13 protein-coding genes and 1 pseudogene are annotated in these 21,012 nt (G+C 60.8%); 4 read left to right on the top strand and 10 right to left on the bottom strand.

The features are described from left to right. Positions 1–204: 204 nt before the first annotated feature. Positions 205–1,602 (bottom strand): ATP-binding protein, encoded by a 1,398-nt coding sequence (locus tag HCK04_RS21885; protein WP_142649225.1) that lies wholly within the window; start codon positions 1,600–1,602, stop codon positions 205–207. Positions 1,603–2,084: 482 nt separating this feature from the next. On the opposite strand from HCK04_RS21885, the gene HCK04_RS21880 reads away from it, so the two are divergent. Beyond that, on the top strand, positions 2,085–2,417 hold the full coding sequence (locus HCK04_RS21880) for a transposase (RefSeq protein ID WP_142649224.1): 333 nt from the start codon (positions 2,085–2,087) through the stop codon (positions 2,415–2,417). Positions 2,418–2,871: 454 nt separating this feature from the next. Here the strand turns inward: HCK04_RS21880 and HCK04_RS21875 are convergent, their stop codons facing one another. Further along, positions 2,872–3,102: a hypothetical protein gene (locus tag HCK04_RS21875; protein WP_142649223.1), complete on the bottom strand. Its 231-nt coding sequence runs from the start codon at positions 3,100–3,102 to the stop codon at positions 2,872–2,874. 114 nt (positions 3,103–3,216) lie between these two features. On the opposite strand from HCK04_RS21875, the gene HCK04_RS21870 reads away from it, so the two are divergent. Next, a complete protein-coding gene (locus HCK04_RS21870; protein ID WP_142649222.1) occupies positions 3,217–3,894 on the top strand; it encodes a hypothetical protein in 678 nt (225 codons plus the stop codon). 1,090 nt (positions 3,895–4,984) lie between these two features. On the opposite strand, the gene istB is transcribed toward HCK04_RS21870, so the two are convergent. The 8 genes and pseudogenes from istB to HCK04_RS21820 all read right to left on the bottom strand — a co-directional run bounded on the left by istB (position 4,985) and on the right by HCK04_RS21820 (position 20,021). Further along, a complete protein-coding gene (gene istB, locus HCK04_RS21855; RefSeq protein WP_142649220.1) occupies positions 4,985–5,779 on the bottom strand; it encodes an IS21-like element helper ATPase IstB in 795 nt (264 codons plus the stop codon). A 113-nt stretch (positions 5,780–5,892) separates the two neighbouring features. After that, positions 5,893–7,014 (bottom strand): annotated as a pseudogene (gene istA, locus HCK04_RS21850) (IS21 family transposase); the annotation flags it as partial. Positions 7,015–7,739: 725 nt separating this feature from the next. Further along, positions 7,740–8,135: a helix-turn-helix domain-containing protein gene (locus HCK04_RS43695; RefSeq protein WP_205830541.1), complete on the bottom strand. Its 396-nt coding sequence runs from the start codon at positions 8,133–8,135 to the stop codon at positions 7,740–7,742. A 509-nt stretch (positions 8,136–8,644) separates the two neighbouring features. After that, positions 8,645–11,956, bottom strand: a complete 3,312-nt coding sequence (locus tag HCK04_RS21840) for an SNF2-related protein (RefSeq protein ID WP_168066152.1) — start codon at positions 11,954–11,956, stop codon at positions 8,645–8,647. Then, positions 11,943–14,846: a DUF1156 domain-containing protein gene (locus tag HCK04_RS21835; RefSeq protein ID WP_168066150.1), complete on the bottom strand. Its 2,904-nt coding sequence runs from the start codon at positions 14,844–14,846 to the stop codon at positions 11,943–11,945. Before HCK04_RS21835 ends, HCK04_RS21840 begins: the two co-directional genes overlap by 14 nt. 10 nt (positions 14,847–14,856) lie before the next feature. Beyond that, positions 14,857–15,339 carry a hypothetical protein gene (locus HCK04_RS21830; protein ID WP_142649216.1) on the bottom strand — a complete coding sequence of 161 codons (483 nt, stop codon included), beginning with the start codon at positions 15,337–15,339 and terminating at the stop codon, positions 14,857–14,859. Continuing rightward, positions 15,336–18,632 (bottom strand): DUF499 domain-containing protein, encoded by a 3,297-nt coding sequence (locus HCK04_RS21825; protein ID WP_142649215.1) that lies wholly within the window; start codon positions 18,630–18,632, stop codon positions 15,336–15,338. Before HCK04_RS21825 ends, HCK04_RS21830 begins: the two co-directional genes overlap by 4 nt. Positions 18,633–19,295: 663 nt before the next feature. Further along, positions 19,296–20,021: an XRE family transcriptional regulator gene (locus tag HCK04_RS21820; protein ID WP_142649214.1), complete on the bottom strand. Its 726-nt coding sequence runs from the start codon at positions 20,019–20,021 to the stop codon at positions 19,296–19,298. 164 nt (positions 20,022–20,185) lie between these two features. On the opposite strand from HCK04_RS21820, the gene HCK04_RS21815 reads away from it, so the two are divergent. Both HCK04_RS21815 and HCK04_RS21810 read left to right on the top strand, forming a co-directional pair. Further along, the gene (locus HCK04_RS21815; protein WP_142649213.1) at positions 20,186–20,539 is read left to right on the top strand and encodes a hypothetical protein; all 354 of its coding nucleotides are present in this window, start codon (positions 20,186–20,188) and stop codon (positions 20,537–20,539) included. Next, the gene (locus HCK04_RS21810) at positions 20,523–21,002 is read left to right on the top strand and encodes a GntR family transcriptional regulator (protein WP_142649212.1); all 480 of its coding nucleotides are present in this window, start codon (positions 20,523–20,525) and stop codon (positions 21,000–21,002) included. The genes HCK04_RS21815 and HCK04_RS21810 overlap by 17 nt, the downstream gene beginning before the upstream one ends. Positions 21,003–21,012: the final 10 nt, after the last annotated feature.

Raw genomic sequence — 21,012 nt, 5'->3', positions numbered from 1 at the left:
TGCTCAATCGGCGCCTCGACGTCGATCACACACCAAACCTCGTCGTACGGTGCACACTGGTCCGTTTCGGACGTACGGGCACGCGCCTTATGGTCGGCTGCGGCTCGGACCAGGCCTAACGGCTCTCCATGTGCTGATCCAAGCTGAACACCGGGGATACGGAGTTGACGCTTCAGCGTACTGAAGTAGAGACGCTCCGTAACTTCACCTTCGCAGTAGATGAGGAATCGCTTCCTCTCTGGCAGATTCCCCTGTTCGCGCTTCAGCGTCCTGTTGCTGCGGCGGATCGACATGCTGACTAGTGTGCCCGGCAAGAGCATGTCCTAGGAAGGAGTCATCGAAAACGGGTACACCTCTGTAGCGACCCAGGAGGTAGCCACGGAAGACGTTGTCGATCCCATCCCTGACTCGGTACTGCGTTAGTGGGTGAAGTTCGGTCGCTCCATCCGCGTTACGGTCGGTGAACCAGACCTGGTCACGCCTGAGCCTCGCCTTGTTGAGGGACGATAGAAGAGTCACGTCATGCGTATTGAAGAGTAGCTGCGCTCCCGTGCTGTTGAAGTCTGGGTTTTGAAAGAGCGCCACGAGTTCGCCTACCAGCAGCGGATGCAGGAACGCATCCAGTTCATCGACTACAACTAGCCTCCCTCGCGAGAACCCCTTGAGGATAGGTCCCAGGAGGGCGAACCATGCACGCGTTCCACTGGACTCAAATTCCAACGGAAGGCTGTACTCGCGACCTTTTACCTCATGAGTGAATTCCACATTAGGTGGGGCCTGAAGTTCGACATCTTGGCCTGGCTCGAAGTCCGGGTTCAGAGCACTGAAAAACGCAATAAATCCCTCACGTACCTCTTTCGCTAGAGGCTGCGACTCTTGTTGCACGTCGGTGATACCGAAGTCGGCGTGACTAAGTAGGCGCAAGATACCTTCACGGTCATGCGCCTCGAGTTCATGCAGGGTGGCAGCCAGGTTAGTCCACGGCTCACCCGCATCGATATAGATAATTCCTCTCTCGAACCAGCGGTATAGCTTAGTGAGTTGAGGATGGTTGTTTGCTGCAGCGGCAGATAGATACAGACTATTTGGCCTGACCAGTTCGGCGATGGACTTCTTCCTACCCCTCAGGTGCTCACCAAAACGAATAGAGCTACCCTCGGGGCCCGATCTCTCAAACAGCACGCGACGAACCCTCCGCTGCTGCTTGGTATAGCTGTACAGCCATTCACTCCGCACAGCTTTATCATCCAGAGCGAAACCGTATTCGTAGTGGATGCCATCAAGCGCGATGTCGATGGAGAATATCGACTCTTTCTCGCTGCTCTCACCGTCGAATCGGAAGCTGTTTCGCCGGATAGTCGACCCAGGCTTCCACCTCTGGTGCGAATTCTCGACAGCGGTGGCCATGAACCGCAGGGCTTGTAGCAGGTTCGACTTACCAGAGGCGTTGCCGCCGTAGACAGCGGCAGCCGGCAACACCCATAGATCGTCCTGGATAGGGCTGCGGAGCGCCAGATCGCTGTGCTGGTCTAGGGCAACCAAGCTGAGCTCCTGCTCGTCGCGCAACGATGCGTAGTTGGCGACACGGAAGCGGAGAAGCATCTTGCCTCCTGTCGGACAGCCAGCTGAACGGCGTCATCAGGGTGCGGCCGCCGCACCTTCCGCCGCAATACTTGACGATTATGACCCTAGAACCTGAGAGAGGATAGGGTCTTAGGCCGATTTCTGGCAAAGATTGAGAGAACTGGCGGCTAGAGCCGACCGTCAGGTGGACGCGCAGGTCACCGCCCTTCGTACCCTCAGATCAAGCCTGAGCAGGCAAGATGTGACCGAGCCCGAGGAACAATAACCTCATAGGGTTGCTGGTCTCACTTCAGTTACACAAGTCTGGACTGTTATGAAATTTTCACAGGCATGCCGGATCTCCAGGTTTCACTAACCGCTACATACCTGACGCACTGTGACAGCAAGCATTCAATCAGTCAGATGACACTCCAGTGCGGACACGATGCTGAACCACTCCGACTTTTGTGGGGGGCCTGAAGCCAGCATCATCTGCTGGCGGAAGGGAGAATCACGTCACGATGCCAGCCCCGAGGAAGTATCCCCAAGAGCTTCGAGAGCGCGCGGTCCGGATGGTGTTTGAGGTTCGCCGGCAGACCGGCGGTGCCCCCGGCGCGATCGCCCGGGTGGCCGATCAGCTCGGTGTTCACCGCGAGGCGCTGCGCGGGTGGGTGCGCCAGGCCGAGATCGACGAGGGACAGCGTCCCGGCACCTCGACCGCTGATGCGCAGCGGATCGCCGAGCTGGAGCGTGAGGTGCGCGAGCTGCGCCGCGCCAACGAGATCCTCAAGGCCGCGGGACGCAAGAAGATCTTTGACGGCCTCCTGGAGCGTCTCGATCAAGCAGGGGCTTGACGAACATCACCCACTTAGGGCCGCTTTTCCCGGGGCCGAACTTGACCCACAGCCGCCCAGGTAGTCGCCTTCGTCGACGCCGACCGCAGCGCCTTCGGCGTCGAGCCGATCTGCCAAGTCCTCCAGGTGGAGACGTCGACGCACTACGCGGCCAAGTCCCGCCCACCGTCTGCGAGGGCGGTACGGGATGGCCAGCCTGCTACCCGACGTGGCTCCGTGTGTAGGACGCATCTTTTGAAGCAAGCCCGCAGCATGCACCTCAAGGGCCTGTGGCCGGGCCCCGGTGTTGCATGTCGTCGGCCATGGCCCTGAGGGTGGCGTTGATGTCGCGTATCCAGGCGGCGGGCCAAGCCGGGCGCACGGCTTATCCGCCAGTTCAACAGATAGCTCGGCCATTGGCTCATCCGGAAGAAGTTCCGCAAGCGTCTTCAGCAGTTGCACGATCGCATCGCCCTCACAGCAATTGAGAAGCGGCTTCTCCAGGGCTGCCTGACCGTCGAAGCGCTCCGAGGCGCTTCGCGTCGGTGTCCTTGCCGGGGGTGCCCAGCAGGATGCGCCGGAGCACGTCATTGGGAGTGGTCTCCACGAAGGGCTCGGCTTCGTCCTGGAGCGCCTTGTAGACCTCGTCGTCAATCTCGAGGCGTTTACGTCTGCGACGCGGGCGCCTTTTCAGCGGAAGCACCACAGGCGCTGCCTTAGCAGTCGCCGAGGTGCGAGGGCGTGCCGAAGCCGACCGGCGTAAGAACTGGCGGAAGTTGTCGGGCATAGGGCCTACGTTTGCCTGGCGCATCCGTCAAAGGTGAACGGGATTCGCCTACTGGTGGGCCGGGAATACCGACGCTACGATGATCGGGTGGTGGCCGACAGTCAGTTTATTGAACGATTCTGCCGTCAGGTTGAAACCCGGTCTGACGAGCTCGAAAGAGCATTGCCACTCCTCATCGAGCATGAGATGTGGATTCTGGCCGGTTCTGTGTTGCGTATGCAGGTTGAGTCATTGGCGCGAGCGGTATTTCTGCTCAACGATCCCGTCGCCACCCGCGAATTGCGGGTAGAGCGGTCGTTCAGCCCAGGTCTCGATGGCCGGTTCCCTGAGTTGCCTCCGAGGCGTGGGATTGTGCAGGACACCGCTATGGTCAGGTTAGCGGATGAGATGGTGCCCGGCCTGAAGCATTCAGCGACGAGCATGTACATAGTCGGTTGCAAGCTCGTGCACCTCTCAGCCGCACACGAATACCACGAGCGAGATCCCTACCAGGCGCTTTCGATCGAACAGCGGCACCAATTCATACTCGACCCGCTTGCAGCTGTCTGGGGGTCGACATGCGGATTGTCCGACGACTCTACGTTCGTCGAGGTGATGACGGTTGCCTCGCCGCGTGCATTCCGAAAGCTCGGTGAGTTGCTACGAGCATGCGTGAAACGTCTCCGTGACGGAGAGAGCCTTGACCCCTCAATCACCTATGCAAGCGAATGACCGCAGGAATCCGCGTGGTGCGCGCAAAAGCCGCGCCCTCGTGCTGTGGGTACGTAGCCAACGGTGTTCGGGTGGAGTTCGTGAACATTCGTCGCCCCAAGAGAGATAAGCCGTATCCGTGCCCTTGCTGTGGTTTCCTGGCTCTCAACGTGCGAGGCGGGTACGAGATCTGTCCAGTTTGTTTCCGGGAAGACGATGGACAGGACGACCATGATGCCTGCCGGGTAGAGCGGGAGTACCGTGGTCCTAGGCGTCCATCGATGACACGAGCCCCTGTTCGTAGGGGGTGTTCAGCCTCTGTGATCCCACAGCCGTTTATGGTCGTCCAGCGCTGTCGTTAGCATCGCCCTTAGCAAGATCACTCGTCGGGATACTCCTCAGGGCGAGGGGGACGGACATGTGGGGAAGGTCCTGCTGGCGGCTCGCACCGAACTCGGCGAAGTTCCGCCGCCCCTGCGTAAGGCTCAGCTCGTTGTTCGGGCCTCCGCGGACTTCGTCTCGTACACATTAGATCTAGTAGCAGCCTCGGTGATCTGGAGCCGGGACGTTCGTTGACGAGCACGGACTGGACCACGAGGCGGCTGACTGGCTGAACGCACTCGACCAAGTCGGCTACCCGCATCATGCGGTTTGTAGACATCTCCCGATCTTGCTACGGATCAGAAGGCCCGGCCGGTGGTCTGCTTGCCAACACTTCGACGTTCCGGCCCTCACTCCTCTCGCGCCGGCACCCTCGGCTGATCAGTCTGGGAGTGCCGGGCGATCGGCGGATCAACCTCCGAAAAACAGCGGGTCCGGCTTGAAGGGCATCATCAATGACGCCAGGAGAACCATCGTGGTCAGCATCTTCACCCCCTCAGATCGAATAGTTACTGTGCGTAACGATGTGGCATGTGGGCTAGCCGGCGCAACCGCTTCCAGCGAGCTCCCTTTCCCGTGAAGTCCCAGAGATCGGACCCGTCTTCCGTACGACGTGAGTTGCGGCTCGCGATGGCGGCGCGTTCCGGAGTGCGCGACCTCGCATACGGCTGTCAACGTCGCTCGAATGTGAGACCAGGGGCGACGCGCGAATCTGGACCCGTTTGTTGATCTAGTCGTTGGTCTTGGCCGCGGGCACGCGGCCCAGGTCACGGTCTTTGAGCCGGTAGCTGTCTCCTTTCAGCGAGACCACCTCGGCGTGATGGACGAGACGGTCGATCATGGCGGCGGCGACGACATCGTCGCCGAAGACTTCGCCCCAGCGGCCGAAGGGCTTGTTGCTGGTCACGATCAGGCTCGCCCGCTCGTAGCGAGAGGAGACGAGCTGGAAGAACAGGTTGGCGGCTTCGGCTTCGAACGGGATGTAACCGACCTCGTCCACGATCAGCAGCGGGATCCGGCCGAGCTTGACGAGCTCGTCTTGCAAGCGCCCGGCATGGTGCGCCTCGGCCAGACGGCCGACCCATTGGGCCGCGGTGGCGAACAGCACGCGGTGACCGGCCTGGCAGGCGCGGATGCCCAGCCCGATGGACAGGTGAGTCTTGCCGGTGCCGGGCGGGCCGAGGAAGACCACGTTCTCCCGGGCGGCCACGAAGTCCAGGGTGCCCAGATGGGTGATGACCTCGCGTTTGAGGGAGCGCTGGTGGTCGTAGTCGAACTCCTCCAGCGACTTGCGGGCGGGAAAGCGGGCCAGCCGGATGCGGCCTTCCCCGCCGTGGGCCTCGCGGGCGGCGACTTCTCGTTGCAGGCAGGCGGCCAGGAACTCCTCATGGCTCCAGTCTTCGGCGCGGGCGCGTTCGGCCAGCCGCTCAACGGCTGCGGCCAGGGAGGGTGCCTTCAGCACGCGGGTCAGGTAGGCGATCTCGGCGGTGGCGTCACGGCTGCCGGTGGCGTTCTTGGCGGTCATCGCGTCACCACCTGGTGCTCGCCCAGGCCGAACAGGCGGTCGTAGTCGGTGAGTTTGCGCTGCTCGACGTCGGCGTCCGCCGGCGGAGGCGGCGATGGCCGGTGGGCGAGTGCGCGCAATGCGCGGGCGGCCTGGTCGTGTTCGGGTGCGGTGATGGTCTGGTGGGCTGCCCAGCACCGCTGATGGGAGGCGACCAGCCGTCCCTCACAGGTGGCCCGCACCTGGTCCAGGTCGGCGGTGACTTCGATGCGGCGGCCGATGACCGAGGGATGCACCGAGTAGTCGTTGGAGTCCAGGCGCACGTAGTAGTCCCGCCCCAGACGGGTGGTCAGGTGCCAGCCGGTGACCGGCGGCAGCGGCGGAAGTTCCAGCATCGCGGCGAGGTCGGCAGCCAGCCGGTCGGCGGGCCGGCACTCGATGCGGCGGTGATGACGCTGGTTGGCTCGCTGCAGCCAGGCGGCCATCTGGGCATTGAAGTCGGCCGGGCCGGTGAAGGACCTGCCCGGCAAGAAGGAGGTCTCCAGGTAGCCGTTGGCGCGTTCGACCAGTCCTTTGGCCTCCGGGTCACCGGGGCGGCACTGGATGACCTTGATGCCCAGGCAGCCGCGGAAGGCGTTCATCGCCTCAGTCAGCTGCGGGCGCCCGCCCCGCCACTGGCCGATCGCCGCCTCGTTGTCCCACACCAGCGCCTTGGGAACGCGGCCCAGCTGCCGCAACAGCACCCAATGACCCGTGATCAGGTCCGCCGACTGGCGCGAGGGCAGCATCCGCGCGCTGATCCAGCGCGAGTATCCGCTGACCATGACCAGCACCGGCCGTCGCCCCTGTTGCCCGCATCCCAGCGGCACATCCACCGGCGGGAACCACAGATCACATTGGGCCAGCTCACCGGGAAGATAGCTGGTCCGCGACGCCGGGTCCGGCGGCGCATACAGCGGCCGCAACTCCCGGATGCGCTTCTTCAGCACGGTCAGCCCGCGCTGCCAGCCGATCCGCTCGGCGATCACCGTCGCCGGCATGTCCGGCCATGCCTGCAGCAGCTCCCGAATCTGCGGTTCCACCGCGTCCACGATCGATCCGGACGGCTTGCGCACGTATTTGGGTGGTCCTTGCGACTCCAACGCCCGCCGCACCGTGTTGCGACCCACACCCAGCTTGCGGGCGATCGCCCGGATCGGCATCTGCTCGGCTCTATACAGCCTGCGTATCTCCGCCCAGTCCTCCACGCTCAGCACCTTCCCGATCTAGGCCCATGAGGCCGGTAGATGGGTCCGTTTTCGAGCGTCGACACTGGTCCAGTATTGGAGCGCCGCCGTCAACGGCGAGGACAGGCGAGGAGGTCAGTGCGGGGTCGGGCACTCCGGCCCGCGGGGATTCGGGGGCCGCGAGGCCCCCGAGATACGGCGAGCAAGGACAATCCCCTCGCCCCCGCCCCTGCGGGTTCTGTCAGAGGCGCTTGGACTGAGCGCACGCTCCCCAAAGCAGTCCCCTGCATATAAAACCCTCAGCGCTAAGCTGGGCCTCGGTCCCGCATGTCATCGGCGATAGCTCTGAGCGCGGCGTGAACGTCATATCCAGGCGGCGGGCCAAGCCTGACACGCAGCTTCTCCGACAGTTCAGTAGATAGTTCAGCCAGAGGCTCACCGCGGACGACGTCGGCGAGCACGTCCAGCAGTTGCAAAATTGCGTCGCCCTCACACCAAGTGAGTAGCGGCTTGTCCAGTGGCGGCTGGCGCCGGGCAGAGTCGATTGAGGCCACAAGATCATTGGCTAGCGTCAGGCGTCGCATTCGCCCGCCGTCACCCTCCGAAACATCCACATCACTTAAGGTTACCAGTAGAACTGGGACGATGAAGGAGGTCGAGCTTTTTCCTGGTTGCTGACCAGCGTTAGGGCACCCCCTTTAGGAGAGCGGTGGCCGCACCGCGTGCCCGTCCAGCCGGCAACCGAAGACGTTCCGCTACCGGGCGGCGTAGTAGCCCTTGTGTGTGTTGGCCTTGATGAACTCCATGAGGTGCTCACGAGAGATGAACTTGCGCGAGCCAATGGCCACCCACTCGATGTCCCCCTGATTCATCATCTGGTACAAGGTCGAGTAGCTAACTCCCAGTGCCTTGGCGGCGTCTTTGATGCTGAGTAGCAGCGGCCCTTCGTCCGACAGAGGTGCCGGCCTGATAACTGTGGTCTGCTCGGCCTCGATGACATCGATCTCGGAGGCTGTCGTCTTCCAGGAGCCGAAGTAGCCATAGGGACGGTCGAACTCTTCGCGAACCTTCGTTGCGGCGTCTTCCTCGCTGGTGGCGCGGACAAAGCGTTGGGCCACCTGGACCCGCGTGACAACGACCTTGTAGCGCACGTACGTCTCCCTGATCTCTCGTTTCACCAGCCTGGGCCTGGCGTGTCTAGGTCGGTTGACAAGGCGTCTCATGGCACGTGCGGTGGCATCCGGGGGAGGGTCGTTGGGAGCGACGCGCACTTGCCTCGTCCGACTGCAGGGCCGTTCGTCCCCATGCCATGGGGCCTCGATCGCGGGCTTCGGCTCGTAGGCACCATGCTCGATGTAGTAGCTGCCAGCCTCGGTGATGGTGGCTGTCCAGATCTTGCGTTTGCGGCTCACCTCGACAAGACCGCGGCTTTGAAGCGCCCGCGCGGTGGTCTTGTGTGTCTCATCCGGCCACGGACGCTCGGGGCAGCCGTCCGCGACCCAACGCAGGACCTCGAGTTGCCGAACGCTTAACTTCCGGGACGCCACGATGGGTAGTCCACCACACCACAAGGCCACTACGCGTGAAGAAAGCGCAAGACCCCGCTGGTGGTACGCGTCACCCAGCCAGACGCATTCACGTTCGTCAACCCGATGACCTTTTAGCGGTCACCCATCCCGTTGTTCGCAGGTAGTAGCGCTTCGAGTTCAGTGGTGCCATAGGTGAGGAGAGTCACTTCGGTACTGCTTCTGTCCGCGGCGTCACGGTCGAACGTAACAAGCACGCTCCGCGTGTCACCAGAGAGATCTCTGTAGACCTTTATACTGGGGACGCCAGAGGCCGTAGCGAAAGAGTAGGCGCTTCGTGCAGTTGGGAGCTTGACTCGGTAAACCTTGTCCATACCCGGCTCTGGGACGAAAAGACGACCAGTTAGCAGGTTGTCGGTGAGACGCTGCTCAAGGTTGGCAAGGTTGATATCACCGTGCAGGTCTGGCGGTTGTTCGACGTACCCGGTGACCTCAGCTGAAGCACCAAGGTCGTCGTTCTGAACGGGTCGGTTACTCAGGTCTTCAACCTGTTCCTTGATGTCCTCCACCTGAGCCGTGACGGTATCAGTGGTGACATTTTCGCCGAGGGCAAGTTGTTCGATGGCCTTCTCAACGTTGGCCAGAACGGGCGCCGCGTCCCCAACGATGTCAGTAAAGTCGCCGTAGTCCTCGGCTATGCCCTTATACACCTGTTCCTCAACAGTGCCGGCATAGAAGTAGTTGGTAACTTGGATATTCTTGTAAGTGGCCCCAATCCGGTCAACGCGACCAATACGTTGTTCGACACGCATAAGGTTCCAGGGCATATCATAGTTGATTAACCTGCCTGACGTTTGCAGGTTGAGACCTTCACTCATGGAATCGGTTCCAATTAGGACGGTGAGGTCTCCGTTGCGGAAAAGATTTTTAATCTCGGACTTACTGACAGCAGTCCAGTCATTCTCGGTGCGCCGATAGACCTCGCCGCCACGCCCGGAGTAGCACCCAATCTTATGAATGCCGGCGAAGATAAGGCGTTCACGAACATAGTCCATCGTATCCGTGTATTGCGTGAACACGACGACACTGTCGTAGGTCATCAGTGCGTTATTAACATCCTGAACCAGTCGTGTAGCCTTGGTGTCTTCACCAGTGATTTTGTCGAGATCGTTAAGAAACCTCTGCAGCTCGTAAATTTCCCGACGGAGGCGGTCTGCCGACACGTCAAACTGCTCAGGATCAAATAGCGAGTCTTCGATGTCGATACTGTCGTCGTCTGTGAGAAGTTCCTTGAGGCTTTTGCCCTGTTCGAGAACGTCGAGACGACGACGCAGGGATTTCTTGATGGCTTCGAACGACGACGTAAGACGTCGTCGGTATACGGTCATGATGAAGCCAAGCGCCTGTTGCGCTTTCTCCTTCTTGTACGCGTTGTAGTGGCGTCGGATGTACTCCTCGATCCGCTTGTAGAGTTTCCGTTCCATATCAGCGAGGGGAATGAAGACGTCCTCGACATGCCGGTGTGGAATTATGATGTCCTCACCGATGATGCCCGCCGCCTGATATTCACGCATGGTCTTGCGGGTGTTTCGGAACACCCTGTCGCGCATGGGCGTATGGCGGCGTAACCATCTATCCATCCACTCAGACGTCTCATTGGGCATGAGCGCCCGACTTTCGGCCGATGGTTCGTTTTGGTCCAGCGCTGTGACGGCGTAGGATCCGGCCCAACCCAGTGCCTCAATGATTTGGTCTTCTAGGCGCTGATCACGCTGGGCCTGTGAGTCGGAAAAGTAGTCGGCGAGCATCTCGCAGAGCAACTTCCAGCCCCGTATCTTCGGATCCGTTCTAAGTCGAGTGAAGTATTCGAGGAAAAAAAACGCTTGCTGCCCCCACTTTCCTCTCAAACCTAGCAAGGAAATCAGATCCCATGCCTCGTGGGGGTTCATCTGCATTGGTGTGGCTGAGGCAAGGTAGAGTGCGCGCCACATCTCGGCGTCACGCATCTCCTGTAGAAGAGCAAGGAGCGAGTTCGGAGGGTCATTTGGCTTAGAGCCGCGCCGCCGTGCGTGATGCGCCTCGTCGACCAGTACAACGTCCCATGGACCAGCTTGGAGAATCTGCTTTCGGCGGTCACGTCGACGCGCAAGGTGACTCGACGCGAGTACGATGGGGAACGCGGACCATGGATTGACCGTAGCGTCGGCTGATATGGGATTGTCGAACCGGTCGACGAAACCGCCCCTGTCGTAGCGCGGCACGTCGAGATTCATCTTCTCGTGAAGCTCTTCCTGCCACTGTTTCATGACGGACGCCGGGACCAACAGCAGCGCCCGCTGTGCCCGGCCGGAAAGGAACAGTTCACGAAGGACCATACCCGCTTCGACGGTCTTGCCGAGGCCTACCTCGTCAGCGAAGAGGTAGCCCCGCGGATACGTGGAGACAACTCGGTCTATGAGTTGCGCCTGGTGTGGCAGCGGCTGTGCCCAAGCCGTACCGACGCCTGTGTAGGCTGACCTCTTGGGGGCGTTGGCCAAGTTCGTGAGGTCCTCCCATGCCTGTGCGAGGTCTTCAGTCGATGGTGGCTCGGTTTCAAGATGTGGCAATGGGACTGGCCTGTCGCTGAACGCGAACGGTGTGGCGGGTGCGTAATGAATTAGATGCTGCTTCACGGCTGTTGGAAGGTCGATAACAGCCCAGCCTTCGTCAGCTTGCCCGTTCCAGTGCTTGTCGAAATCGCGAACCTTCGGTTTACCGGACCAGTTCCAGATGTCATGCAACCACGAGGGATAGGCATCTAGCGTCTCATGGTTTTTCACCCAAGCCGTCACAGACGCGTTGTTCGATCCATTGAACGCGACCTTGTTGCCGTACTTATCGGTGAAGATGCCGTACTTGGTATGAAAATAGCGACCAGACTCATTGTACGTCAGCAGCCTGTGGGCGTTTCGTGGAACACCGACTCGGATCTCGAGCCGGCCGTTCGCGACCATCCAAGCTAGGACACTGAGATGCTCGCGCTCGACGATTTTCGCGCCAGCAAGGTCCGGATCCGCCAACAGGCGAGCAGCGACTATCTCATCTAGCGGTTCCCCGGCCAGGACGGCGTCGACATCCTTTTGAATAAGTTGTGCTCCAACAATAAGCCGCATATGGCCGCCGTTAGCGAGAAAATGCGCGGTTCCCTGCGCGGCGAACTGCAACTCTGCCGCTGACCAATACCCCACCGCACGGTCATAGCTAACCGCACGGGAGAGCATGGGCACGTAGAACGAAGAGAACGGCTTATCGTCAGGCGAATAGGAGCCCTGCAATCCGACCGCTTGGAACGAGTCCGTACTGGTCGGGTTCCCAGTCAACAGCCTCTCGTGCTCAGCCTTGGCGTTGACGGCCGTATCGGGGAGGAGTGCAGGATCAGAATCTTCAACCACTTCAGTCGATTCCAAACAGGGCGCTCTGCTCGGGCGTTGATGCTTGCGGCTTGTCCTCGACCGGTAGAGTGATTCCGTCGAAGTACAGCGTGCACAAAGTGTCGAGAAGCCCGGCCTCGGGGAAGACCCAGCCTCCCTTGAGTTTCGTGCGTGGGATAGCATTTACCAGGCCTTGCACGGCGGCGACGAAAGAGCCGTCATTACTGTAACCGTGGCGATCAAGGAATCGCTTGGCGGCTGACATTCCGTCCACCTCAGCGACGTAAAGCGCAGTGTCCACCGCGTCTATCACGTAGTCGAACTTTGTAGCTTCAGGCCGGACTCCGGGTAGCTCGCGGTCCCCAGCGCGCCGGACGCGCTGCTTAGGTTGGAGGAGGACAACGGTGCCGGTCTTCTTCTCGAGGATTTTGGCACGAGCGAGATCTTCGACGTCGAGACCTCCAACTGCGAGCGCGAGTAGTCGCGCAGCATCAAAGCTGATCTCACGGGCTTTGAAGATGTCCCAAGCCATCAGAACGAAGTCCGTGTAGTCATCCACGCGAGTCGACTCCCCGATCAGGCGCCTGCGCCGGAGGTCAACAATCTCCTCGCGCGCAATGTCGAGGGCCTCCTCCGGACGCAGGAGTCGATCCTTCCCATTCTCGTCCGGCTGCGACGAATAAACTGGCCACGATCGGGAAATGACAGAGAGCGCCGGTCCGTATGTGGACAGCATCAGGTCAACCCCCTCAATACCGTCTGCACCGAATCGGGCTGATGCATCGCGTGCAGCTTCTCGAACTGCGGGTGCAAGATCGTCCAAATATCGGCGCGATCCATCATCGATAGTCGCCCGCTTCCGGCAGACCAGCATGATTGTTGACTCAGCTGCGTTCTTGTTTGCCTGGTGACTACTAGATTCAGGCTCAGTGGCGACTGGCCACGACGTCTCCACGACGAAACCGGCGGTGATAAGTGCGGAACCGAGTGCGTCCCAGGCCCGAGCATTCTTATTGGTGAACATTACGGTGAGAACACCATTATCGGCGAGAATGCGCCGACACTCCGCGAATATTGCGGCCATTTTAGTCTCGTAGTCGAGATCGGCCAGAGCCTTCTTTCTGCGTCCCAGCGTAGAGAATCTCGCTTCATTCGTGACTGCTTCATTGTCGAGATCAGTGTTCTCTTCTTCGAATAGATCAGGGCGAACGAGCCCAAGCGTCTCGCGTTCCCAGGCGTAGAAGAAGTTCGAGAGCTCCGAGTACATTACGTTCGCGTAATATGGAGGGTCCATGCAGATGTGGTGAACGGACCCATCCGCGATGCTCGGAATGTCAGCCGCAGTCCCAGCCGTGATCGCCACCTGTCGCGGCATCCTTTGTCCTGGAGCACTACTACCAGTTTCTTCGATGAGGCGGGCGATCTCGTCGTACGCGTCCACAAGTTGGTCGAGACACCACGGCAGCAGCTCACCGGGGCCGGGAAATTCGACAAACGTCCATTTGAAGGCAAAGTTGTGCTTCTCAAAGACGCTTCGCGTTGACTGCCGGTTCACATTCCAGGAGGTTTGGCGAGCATTGTAGTTTAGGGCCTTGCCCTGCATGAGCGCCAGTTCGGTTAAGACAGCGTCGGCGATATCTTTCTCCAGCTCGCTACGAACTTCCTTCGCCACGGCCCGGAAAGCTTCGACGAACGATGCATGAGTCAGCAGCTGGCGAGGGGAAAAGAAATCAACCCACCGATTGATTCCATACATGCGATGCCCGCGGTTATAATTGGAGGCGTCCGGGATCGCAGAAGACGGAACGATTCCGTCCCTTTCCCACTCGGGTAGACGCTCAGCAACAAACTGCTCGGCCTTCTCCAGTGCCTCTAGATCGATATCGGATGGTGAACGGAATGAGCGCCCCCCGGTGGTCTTTACTACGACCGCGTACAGAACCTGAGTCATACGGCCGGCCCGAGCCTCCTGCTTGATGTAATCCCCGTCCACCACGAGATTGTCATAGGGACTAACCGCCCGACCATTGGCGAAAAGGCCACGATCAGCGTCGAAGTCGATCTCGTGACTGTGTAGGACCTCGAATCGGGGTGTCCGGAGTTCAACACCGTCGATTTCGGTCAGCATGCGCACGGCAGCCGGCTTGTCACCCCTACGTAGCCACCAGTCTGGCATCAGCGGTATCAGGCGACCAGTGCGCGGACACGCAACCGCATGAGCGTAGAGGTAATTGGTGATTGTTTCGGAACCCGATTTCGGAAAGTACTCATCGAGGCGGTTCGTCGCATCCTCAATGACGCGCTTCCCCCACTCGCGCAGCAGCGGAGTTAAGGCCGTACCGTACTGGGCAGGGATCTGGAGGCTCGCGGTCAGAATTGCAGCGGCGACGCTGTTAAGATCATTTGCTAAGGTGGGGAGGGCGAAACGAAGGCTCGCCCACGGAATAGATCCCCCGCCAGCAGTCACGTCGGCTACAACCGGAAGCGTTCCCCACTCCGCAGTCAATATTTCGTGCAGGTGATGGATCGACTTCTCGCCAACACTATTCTTGAAGGCGGGACGATAAGTGTAGGGGTTCTCCTTCAGCTTGGTACCCGTAGCCTTCGCCGCATCGCTGATCTGTTTTGCCTGAACCGGATCACCCCAGATACCAATCAGATGGTGAAACCATTGGCGATACGCGGCTTCAGATTGCACTGCAGCGATTTGTGGATGGCGCGCTGCCAGCTCGGCTGACCAGGCGGGAAGTAGACCTGCAAGCACGGTTGCCGCTGAGGCTACGATAGGGCGCCGAGCCCACCACTGGTGCAGTGTTTTCAGCTTTGGGAACTGGCCGGGGATCGGCGCAGCTTCACGCCTCGACTCAATGCTGAGTGCTGCCACAGGAAGCCATTCCTCGGCAAGCACCTTGTTGCCACTAGACAAAACGCATCCTTCAATCGTCTGCGAGGAGAGTACGGAGGGCCCTGCGCGCCCGAGATGAGTCGCCTGATATGCATTTTGAGTACCAGTAGTACGTCTCTTCGGTACTCATTGCGTTTATGCCTGCTACGAGAGACCTGACGCGGTTGTGTTTAGTAACGGGCTGAGTCGTTAGGAGGATCAAGGCAAGACGAACGCCTTCCGCTTCATCGATGCGGATCGGTGCCTTGCGGTTGAAAGCCAGCACGCTGGGGGCATGGCCGGAGGCCCGGACAGCAGCGAACAGGGCGTCGACAACACGTCCGGTCTGCCCGGGTGTCACGAGGGCAACCCGCGCCGCAAGGGTATGGCCGTTCTCGCCGTAGGTTTCTTCAAGCAACACGCCGTAGGTGTCCCCGCGCCCTGGGACGACCGTGATTCGGAAAGCGCGCGCGCTGTCGACAGCGAAGAACGGACGCGGCTGGCGACGGCGCACCGATTGGTTGCCGCTCGTCATTTGGTGACCTCGGCGGTCATAGAGGTTTGCTGCATCTGAAGATTCTTGATGACGGTGTGGATCTGGCTGATTACCGCGTCGTTTACAGCGACTGCCGGCTGGAACGTGATGTTGAGGGTGAGATCGCCTGCGACCTTAGTAGCGCTCACCAGTGCCTTTTTGACGTGGTTGTAGGTGGACTGGAAGTCCATTCGGTCCGCGGTCCCCATGAACTGAAGTCCCCCGTTGAGCCCCTTGTATTCGGCGCGGATGGTGGAGCGCACGGTAATGCTCTGCTTTTGGAGCATGCCGAGAGCGGCAACGGCGAGGTCGATGTCATGCATGCCGGTTGCTTCGTCCGCAGTGACCTTGAGTGTGAGTCGGCTGATTGTCTGAATTGTGAAGTCAGTAACCTGGTCGACGATGTGTTGGAAGGCAACACCACCAGGTCCTGTGGCTGTGAAGGTCTTGCTGTGGACGGTACGAGTCGGCACCTCGATACCGATACGGTCTGCTTCCTCCCTAGTCAGTACGTGGAGTGTATCGAGTCCTCGGTCCTTGATAGCACTGGGAGTGAGTGCACGGACACCGTTCGCTGGCTCGGTGTCGAGTACGACAAGCCACTTGTAGTCAGTTGCCTGGACTGCGGTCGCGAGAAGTTCAAGGACATCGGTCTTGGTGGGTTCGCCGCCGCACTCACCGTCGAGCCGTGCTCTGATTTCACCGCCGGTGAGGTGGTCAGCGGTGAGGATGGCCCTTAGGTCCTTCTGGGTGGGCTTACGGACGAGGAGACCACGATTTTGGGCTTCCGTGTTGGTCATGACCTCTATGTCGGGGGCAAATCCGACAGTCATGCCGGCCATGGTGTGGGCTGTAAACGTCTTGCCCGTGGAGCCGTCGTAGTAGACCCAGTTCTCGTTCTTGACGCCGTTAATAATCGCTTCGCGGATAAGCGACGGGTTGCGGACGATTTGAAGGTTGTGATCGGTCCAAAAATACTCTTCAATGGCCGCGGTGGTTGAGGATGCGGCAGTGGGCCAGGTCTTCGACCTGAGATAGGCGGCGCTGAACGGCTCCATGCGAATCTTGCCTTCGTCAGTAAGCAGCGTGACGACGGCTGAGGTAGCGTTCTTCGGGTCGCCTTGCGCCTGCACTGGAAGTTCGCGGTGACGGAGGTAGCTAGTGTTTTTGTCGCTGGAAGGGTAGTAGATGTGCTTATAGCAGCGGTTAACGGCGATACGAGCGTCGAGAGTAGCTTGTTTCTGGTATGCCTCAACCTTTTTGCGGACCTCAGGGCTGAACTGGGCTAGTCGCGCTGTATCAGCGGCAAGGCTGTCGGCGGCGATGAGAGAACGGGCGCGATCCTTGAGGCTGTTGACCTGCTCGGCATCGGGTATAGCAAAAACAATCGAGTTGCGGAACTTTCGAGGTGTGCCGACTGAGCCGACCTTGTCGAGCATGTTAACGACTAGCTGGGGCGGGGCCTCCGCGTTCTTGGTGTCAACGGTGATGACGCGGTAATCGAGCACGACGACCCGCAGGCTGGCTTGGTCAGGGATGTCACTGGATCCACTTGGGAAGTGAATTGTGGTTGCGCCACCGTCATTGGCGAAGGCTCGCATGATGAGGTCATCGACGAGAGAGGCGACACGGGTGTTCGCCACATTGCGCTTCTCTGTCTCGATGATGGCGTTGACGTTTGGTTCAACGTTGAACCGCCACCGGGCTCCGTCAAACGATAAGTGCCAGAACACTTTCTCTGACTGAGTAAGTGCCTTCTCATAAATGCTAGCGTCCTCGCCCGGGCGCAACGTACCGACGAGCCAGTCATTACGACCGGCGCCTGCCGTGGAAACCATCTCAAGGGAGTGTGTGAAGACGGTCCTAGCGACTCGGGTGGCGTAGGGTGGCTTTCCTGGGAATACCTCTTCGTCGACGGCCGCGGCGTGTGACTGGCGCCCAGCGAAGTCTCCAAGTGCAACGGAGGCGTACTCACCACGTCCGAGCCCGTCTGTGAGATGGTTGAGGACGGGCTCGTTCGCATAATCAATGTCGGCTACGTTGATGATGGCTGTGTCGTCCTCATTGGCGTAAATCCCAGCGACCACTTCTGCAAGAAGTTTCAGCGCGCCGCGAGCCCGCTGGAACTGGGTAATGTTACCTAGCCGTTTGTCCAAGACTCGGACGAGTTCCGGGTGGAACGGATAGGTCCTGGCTACAAGGTCACCGTACGTCGCCGGATGTTCCGGACCACCAGCCAGTTGTTCTGTCCTTCCCAATCTTTCGTAAAAGTCTCTATATGCCTTCCCGGCAGCACGGGCAGCGTCCTGGTCAACGGACGCGAAAATGCGCTTTTTTAGGATCTCACCGATCTCGTTATCGTCAGCAGGCTTTATGACTGCGGACGGTTGGACAGCACGGGTGAGGACGTCAGCGGTTTCCCCAACAGCGAGGCTCGCTGCACCGTCTGCGAGGGATTTGTCTTCGTCAAGCAGCTCGGTGATTTCGGTGGTTTCAGCGCCAAACGCGTTGGTCGTTGCCGCAAGCGTGATAATTACTGAGACCGTGTTGGTAGGGTCGGAGGCCACCTCAAACAGGTTACCGAGGAAGACCGGGATGGCTCGGGCCATTCGGCGTACGTCCTCGCTGCCAGAGGAGGTCACAGCGCGGATATATTTCGCGATCTCATCGATAATGACGATCGTTGGCCTGCCGCCGAATGCAGCTTTGATGGTGCCGGTACCGGGTGCAGTGCGCTGAGCGTCGTTGGCCGCCATCGCCTGATAGGCATCATCGCCAATCTGGGCGGCCATCTCACCCCACAATGTATAGGTTCGATGGCCTTGGGTATCGACGCCAGCAGTTGGATCGAGGGCGTCGCCCACTAGCGCCGCGACCTGCACAGGGCCGTTAGGTAGTAACGCCGGATCGAGGAACTCAGCGATGTTGGCGGGTCGCGCGCCGTTGGCGAGGTGGTACACGGCGGTGAGGCCATGGGTCTTGCCGCCACCGAACGAGGTTGTGGGTCGTAGGATGCCGTTCTCGCCCGCCACGCCTTTTGCGCCGCTGACACGTCCGAAGGTCTTGGTCAGGAGAGTCTTCAGCCCGCTTGTCGGGTAGGTCTGAGCAAAGAACGTGTCCGCGTCACCGTATACCGGATAGTGCTTCGCGTCGCGTACGACCTTGTCCAGCTGCGCTGCAAAGTGGTTGTCCGCGAGGCCGCCTTCGAGGACGTCATCGCGGGGAACACAGACCTTTCGCAATGCCACGAGGGCCGACCCGTTACTGCTCATGTACAGTTCGTTCCTATCCACGCTGGTTGCGGTACGTTTATCCGCTTGTCGGCGATTGTGCGGTGCACACGGCACGTCAAATCCCGGCAGGTTCACCCTATAGTGAGATTCCTAGGGCATCGGAGACAAGAGCGCTGGAGCTTGTCCAACGCGTCTAGGTAGAGGCAAGTGCACCTGTCTGACGGGGGCGCAACCTTGTGGTTATCTCCTGGGGACAGATGTGGCCATGCTAGGTGGGGGCCAGGGGTCAAGCTGCGTTGGCGCGTACATACCCCGGTGACCTCCGATGCCTTTCGTCTGCTCGCGCTCGAGGGCTTGACCTCGGGCAGCTCGTGAGGCACGCCTCAGGGTGACCGACGACGAGGATACGACCGCCCTCCGAGAGCACCATTCTCCCGGCTCATCTCTGAGCAGGGCCGGAAGTCAGGAGGCGGAGCCCTTACGACTCTTCCCTCCAAGGCTCGACGAGCTTATCCGCGCAGCCCCAGTCGTCGTCCCTGCTGCGATGGTTCTCGAGCGTCGGCGCTCTCTCAGTGGTCGGGAGCGCGCGGGCGGCGTCGGCCGGGACCGGCCGGAGCGCCGCACGCCCGGCCGGCTGGCCGACCAGCGCGCGAGGCGGGCCGCCGAAGGCGGCTCGCCCTTGATAGCGAGAAGAAAAGTAGCTTCCGGCAGCGAGGCCGATGGTCAGCGGAGCGGTTCGGCGGTGGCCCAGATGCGTTCGAGGCTGGTTAGGTAGACGGCTGTGCTGTCTTCGTCCTTGGTGGCCGTTAGGTACAGCACGGGGGCTTGAGCTGCCGGAACGCCGTAGGCGTGGACGTTCACGAGCAGTTCGGCGTCGGCCCGGTAGATGGAGTTGTAGAGGGTCGTGCGGTGGAGGCGGATCTCCACACTGTCGACCTGGTGAAGCGGCCGGTACAGCATGAGAGCGTTGCGTACTCGGGCGGCCATGACATCAGCTCCGATGCCTTCTTCGGCTCCTCGTGCGGCTACCTCCGGGCTGTTGGGGTCGCCCAGGAGGACACGGACCCTTACGCCTGCACGGGCTCGGCTGGCCAGCAGGCGGATCATGCCGGTGTCCTCGGCGAGGAACAGGCTGCTGTAGGTCAGGATGTCAATCTCGCGGCTCGCGCCCTGGAAGAGTCGGCGCCAAATGGTCTGCGGTACGGCCCACCGGTGGGGGTAGACGGCTCTCACCTCGTGAGAGATGGTTCGCCGCGGTTGGGCGACGTCGGGCCAGAGATCGCCTTCGTCGAGTTGCAGGAGGTCGGCCAGCGCCCAGCGGTGACGCGGGTAGGGGATGCGGCCCTTGAGCCAGCGGTCGACGGTCTTGGGGTCCACTTCGAGAGCGGCGGCGACGTCGACGGTTCCGAGTCTGGCGCGGGCGAGGGCATGGCGCAGGGTGTCGCTCACGGGGGTGTACCTCCTGGGGGCGGCTCTGCCTGGGACGCTAACACAAGACGTCCCCAGACGTCCCTTAGTCGCGGTGTAGAGGTTCCCCTGCTTCGACGGAAGCTCGTTCGGCACGGGCGCGACCGAGCGCCCACCATCAACGCCGGAAGGAGCGCGATCCGGACATGGAACCGATGCGGCCGATCCGCCAGCGACAGCGCGAGTATCAAGAACAGCTCTTAACAGAACTGCGAGATGAGCTCGAACAGCGCGGGATCACGGCAGTCCTGATCGTGGATGAGAAGAACCGGCCCGCCCTGGACGTGACCGATAGTCGGCTGCGGCCCCGCCGGGTCTACGTCCACCTCGCGTTCCTGTGGTTCTACTGGGGAGACCAGCACGACGAACGGGTCTCATGCCTGAAGCTGGGCCCGGCGGCCGACCGGATCGAGAAGGCGGCACGGGACGGCTGGCACGAGGGCGAACAGGGCGAACTCGGCGTCGACCTATCGAAGATTCTCGATGCGCACCGCTCCTGAACGGCGCAAGGCGTGGCTGACCGGGCAGCGCGTCTCCGGCAAGCTGGCCGAGCGGTTGCGCGAGCGGATCCGGGCGGGTGTCTATCCAGCGGGGCGGGTGCTGCCCTCGGAAACAGCTTTGACAGCGGAGTTCCGGGTTGCACGCAACACGGTCCGTCGCGCGCTGCGGGCCTTGGAGGCGGAGGGGTTGATCGTGACAGTCCCGTCGAAGGGGCGGCTCGTACAAGGCACTGATCACCCTGTCGACGCCTCGTACCGTTACCAGGTCATCGCCCGCGAGCTGCGGCGGCGGATCGAGCGGGGCGACCTCGGCCCCGGCGACGTGCTGCCCAGCGAAGCCGAACTCCGGTGGCTGTATGAGGCGTCGCGCAACACGGTGCGGCAGGCGTTCGCGGAGTTGGAGCAGGAGGGGCTGATCGTGTCTCAGCAGGGCAAGGGCCGGTTCGTGCAGCACCAGGAGTGAGACGTCCTGG

The sequence above is a fragment of the Microbispora sp. CL1-1 genome (assembly GCF_012034195.1).
In the GTDB taxonomy this organism is placed as follows: domain Bacteria; phylum Actinomycetota; class Actinomycetes; order Streptosporangiales; family Streptosporangiaceae; genus Microbispora.
The sequence above is the reverse complement of the archived record's forward strand: the minus strand, read 5'-3'. Positions and strand labels throughout refer to the sequence as shown.